The organism is Clostridium sp. CAG:43 (assembly GCF_000434655.1).
GTDB lineage: Bacteria > Bacillota > Clostridia > Lachnospirales > Lachnospiraceae > Otoolea > Otoolea fessa.
In genome coordinates this window covers 16,785-21,061 of the sequence record NZ_FR895079.1, presented here as the reverse complement: position 1 = coordinate 21,061, position 4,277 = coordinate 16,785, and the positions used below count along the sequence as shown (strand labels likewise).

General features: G+C 48.6%; 5 protein-coding genes. All 5 read right to left on the bottom strand.

The features are described 5' to 3' along the window. Positions 1–85: 85 nt before the first annotated feature. On the bottom strand, positions 86–1,717 hold the full coding sequence (locus QVO97_RS06360; RefSeq protein WP_022359539.1) for a glycosyltransferase: 1,632 nt from the start codon (positions 1,715–1,717) through the stop codon (positions 86–88). Positions 1,718–1,724: 7 nt separating this feature from the next. Further along, positions 1,725–1,988, bottom strand: coding sequence for a PqqD family protein (locus QVO97_RS06355; RefSeq protein WP_022359538.1), 264 nt, complete (start codon positions 1,986–1,988; stop codon positions 1,725–1,727). Positions 1,989–2,419: 431 nt separating this feature from the next. After that, positions 2,420–2,707: a hypothetical protein gene (locus QVO97_RS06350; RefSeq protein WP_022359536.1), complete on the bottom strand. Its 288-nt coding sequence runs from the start codon at positions 2,705–2,707 to the stop codon at positions 2,420–2,422. Between the two features lie 49 nt (positions 2,708–2,756). Further along, entirely contained in the window at positions 2,757–3,512 is a 756-nt protein-coding gene (gene dapB / locus QVO97_RS06345) for a 4-hydroxy-tetrahydrodipicolinate reductase (RefSeq protein WP_022359535.1), read from the bottom strand. Between the two features lie 277 nt (positions 3,513–3,789). Further along, positions 3,790–4,277: dihydrodipicolinate synthase family protein (locus QVO97_RS06340; protein WP_288189166.1), on the bottom strand; the 488-nt coding region annotated here is incomplete at its 5' end.

The window sequence follows — 4,277 nt, the reverse complement described above, 5'->3', positions numbered from 1 at the left end:
GCCAGAAGCGGCTCCATGCTGTCGCCTCTGGTGGTGCAGACTGTGATTCCATTTTTATCCAGTTCTTCCTGAATCGCTGATCGCATCATTCTGTCCTCATAGCTTCATAAGAAAGCCGGGCCGCCTCTACATCCGGCAGGGCTTTTAATCCATAAAACGGCACCATCTCAGCCAGTTTGCTCAGAAGGTTCATCATCTGCTCTGCTTTTCCCCTATCCCGGAACCGGTACGCATGGGACATCATGCGGGGAAATGCTTCCTCCGGCGACAGCCTGCGTATCTCATTCTTCGTTCCCCGCTCTAACAGGCAGATCCCTGCAAGGGGGCAGGAAGTATTTGTATTCTGGCCTTCTTTTCCGCACCAGGGGGAACCATATACCGTCACCGCCTCTTCTATCTTCAGAAACGGCTTATCTCCGTTTATCACGGTAAGGGTCTCCCCCAGAAGTTCTTTCCAAAATCCGATATGGGTTGTTTTCCCTGTTCCGCTTTTGGCGCAAAACAGATAAGCCTGCCCCTCCACTTCCACCGCTGCACCGTGAATGAGAAGTATATGGAAATCAAGAAGCACCTCTGCAGTCTTGCGGTCTAACGCAGATATTTCCAGTTCCTCGTCACTGACCGATCCGGTCTCCCGGTTTTCTGCCGCACAGACCGCCTCATACTGTTTTCTCTCATAGACCAGATCCTCCTTGGTTATGTTCACCTCAAGCTCCGATTCTCCGGAAGGCACCAGATACTTTCTGCAGTGCATCAGTACCTTCTGGTACCGATGCACAACCCGGATTTTCACTCCGGCAATCTGAATCACAAACGAGTACCGTAGCCTCTCTTCCTCGCTTTCCTTGTGCTTTCTTTTATAGGAAAGCCTGCGCTGTCTAGCCCTCTTCTCCTGTTTCTCCCATTCCGGATCCTCCAGATAGGAAAACTCTGGAAATATCGATGCATACCTGCGGAATATATCCGATGCAGTGAGACAATATCCGGGATTCCAGGGTTTGGAACTCCCGTTGTAATGAAGGATACGGCAATCCTTTAGGACCTTTCTTCTTTCCCCGAAAGTTAGTTTATCCAACGCATAGGTCGAGCAATTATAGTGTTTCGGATCGGCAAATTTGACGCAGCGGTAAAATACCCCATTCAACACATCTTGATCCCCATAGATCAGACGCTTTCCAAACACCTGCAGATACCGGGTATATATATCCGGATCCAGTTTCTTTCTCTGGGCTTCCAAATCATACAGAAGGACACCGGCATTGAAATATCTGGCATCCGGAGGCAGCGTCAGCTGATTGAAGGATGCATGGTAACCCTCCTCATCCACGGCCGAACAGGCAGCCAGAAGATTCCCATCCAGGTCCTGATGATAAAACTCTGTGATGTCTCCGCAGATTACCACATCAGCATCCAGCCATAGAATCCGGTCCACACTTTCAGGAAGAAGTTTCTGGGCCAGCAGCCGGTAATATGTCTCCGGAGAGATCCATTCCAGTGTCGGCAGATCTGCATAGGTGCTTTCCGCCACCGGAAGGAAGACGCACTTGCCACGGCCTTCTGCCATGGTTATTTCTGAAATCCTGTCTTTTTCCTCTTCGGTCAGTTGGGAATAAATAATATAGAAGACTACCTCGCAGTCATGATTGCAGAGCAGAGAATACATGGTTACCATCGCCGGCTTACAGTATTCCGAATTAAATGCCATCAATATATTCATCTATTTTTCACTCCAGAATTCCGTTTTCAATCAGTGTATTCAAAAAGCCATCCAGATCCTTTCTCGCCGTCTCTTCGTCAATTCCATATTGTGCAAGAAGGGCAGATACCAGCTCTTCCTTCTCACTTCCCTTTTCTATCTTCTCCCAGAGAAATGCTCCGGTGGAGTTGAGGCGGACCATTCCGTTGAACTCCTCCGCTCTCTCATCCACTGCCACAACCAGATTCTGGACTCCTACTTTCATCAGCTTGAATCCTGACTTTACCTTCATAAATCCCCCTCCTAATTCAGGAATGTTCTAGCATTCCTGCTGCAAAATACCTGTTCACACATACCTCGATCCGCTTGTATAATACGGAATGTGCCTTGACACATTCGGGCTTCTCGCGCGGTCGCTTTCGACATGTTTCTTCTTCGTGCGAGTGCGCATCCTCACGGAGCGTTTTTTGTTTCATAGGACGTAATTTCCTATAAAACGAAAAAAGGTATATATCCAGCGATATATACCTCTTTTACTAAACAGTCGCATACGGATCATAGTACGATGATGTAGCTACCACATCCACTGTCTCAAAGATGACAACCTCTGCTTCCGGTTTTTCATATTCCTTCATATGCACATCTCCTTTCAGCCACATGACATGTCTATTATTTTTGTTAATTATACCTCTTTTTCAGACAGCTTGTCAAGAAAAAGCCTTATTACTCCGCTCTTTTTTCTTCGTGAATCATCTCCAGCTGCCAGGTTTTCAGGTTAATGCGGAGCCTTGTGGCAGCCTCAGAATCTCCCTCCGGCAGCCGGTATTCGATCTCCTCACACTCTCTGATGGACCAGATTTTCTCCCGAAACTCATAGACACTGGCCAGATAGAAAAAGACCGCTGCCGCCAGTCCGTAAAGGAAGAACCGCTGTCTCCGCCTCATCCGGAAACGTACGCCTTTCAGGTAGCGCCGCACCTGCTTTTGCTGAAATTTACTATTATCTGACATCTGCATACCTCCTGCAGGTGCCTCTCCAAATTCAATTATATGCCTGTTCTTAACCAATCACATCTGCCATATCATACCGTCCTGCCGGTTTTCCTGCCAGGAACTTCGCTGCCTGTACGGCGCCCTTGGCAAAGATCGCCTTGGAATAAGCTGTATGATTAAAGGTAATCACCTCATCCTGACCAGCGAAAATGACATCGTGTTCGCCTACGATTGTGCCGCCGCGGATCGCCTGAATACCAATCTCCTTCGCATCACGTTTCTCGCGTGTAGCGGAACGATCGTATTTGTAATGGTATGTATTGCCCATCGCCTCGTTGATCGAATCTGCCAGCGCAATCGCCGTACCGCTCGGAGCATCCACCTTCTGATTGTGGTGTTTCTCCAGAATCTCAATATCAAATCCAGCCGGAGCCAGAATCTGCGCTGCTTCTTTCAGAAGCTTTAAGAGCATATTGATACCAAGAGACATATTTGCAGAGCGAAGAACAGCTGTCTTCTCTGCCGTCTCTTCTACCTTTGCCAGCTGTACCTCGGAAAGTCCTGTCGTACACAGAACAACCGGCATTTTCTTCTCTGCACACCAGTCGAGAAGTTCATCGACAGCTGCTGCATTGGAAAAATCAATCACAACATCCGCTTCTACCTTACATTCGTTCAGAGACGCAAAAACCGGATAATCATTTTTCTGCTCGGTTCTCATATCAATACCCGCAACGATAGAGATCTCCTCGTCCTTCGCTGCGATTCCGGAAATAACCTGTCCCATGGCGCCGTTGCAGCCATGCATAATTGCTCGTACCATCTGTTAAAACCTCATTTCCCTATCTCATTCAAAATTCAGAGGTGCAGCGCCCTGCCGCACGCCTCCGAATCTGATTTTCGCATTCTGTTTCACTGCCCGTTTTAACGGATCCTATGTTACTGTTCACGCATACGTGCCCAGTAACGGAATTTGCCGTGGCTTCGCATTTAAATACGGCAAATTCCTGCTACCACCACGTTTTCTTACGGCACTTTCGGTTCCAAAAGTGCCTACCCGTGTACAGTAACGATTTTCCTACCGCACTGCCACGATCTTATCACTCTTTCAGGCTGATTCCGTAATTTACCAGTTCTCTTCTCAGACGATCGCGGTTTGCCGGTTCCATATCCACTAACGGTTTGCGAAACGGACCCACTTCCTCGCCCATCATGTTCATCGCTTCCTTAACCGGAATCGGGTTTACCTCGCAGAACAGCGCCTCAATCAGCGGAATTGCATCTATCTGCATCTGTCTTGCCTTCGCTACATCGCCAGCCTTGAATGCCGCGCACATATCATGTACCTGACGCGGTGCCACGTTGGATAATACGGAGATAACGCCCTTTGCACCCAGTGCCATCATCGGAACCGTCTGGTCGTCGTTGCCGGAGTAAATATCAACTGTTCCGCCTGACAGGCTTGCAATCTGTGCGATCGCGGAGAAATTGCCGCTTGCTTCTTTGACACCGACGATGTTCTCATATTCCTTGCACAGTGCCACGATCGTCTCCGGGGTGATATTGACGCCGGTACGGCTCGGTACAT

What these genes read in the sequence shown, in the direction of transcription:
- QVO97_RS06360 (WP_022359539.1), bottom strand. Translation starts at nt 1,717, where the DNA reads ATGAATATATTGATGGCATTTAATTCGGAATACTGTAAGCCGGCGATG.
- QVO97_RS06355 (WP_022359538.1), bottom strand. Translation starts at nt 1,988, where the DNA reads ATGAAGGTAAAGTCAGGATTCAAGCTGATGAAAGTAGGAGTCCAGAAT.
- QVO97_RS06350 (WP_022359536.1), bottom strand. Translation starts at nt 2,707, where the DNA reads ATGTCAGATAATAGTAAATTTCAGCAAAAGCAGGTGCGGCGCTACCTG.
- dapB (WP_022359535.1), bottom strand. Translation starts at nt 3,512, where the DNA reads ATGGTACGAGCAATTATGCATGGCTGCAACGGCGCCATGGGACAGGTT.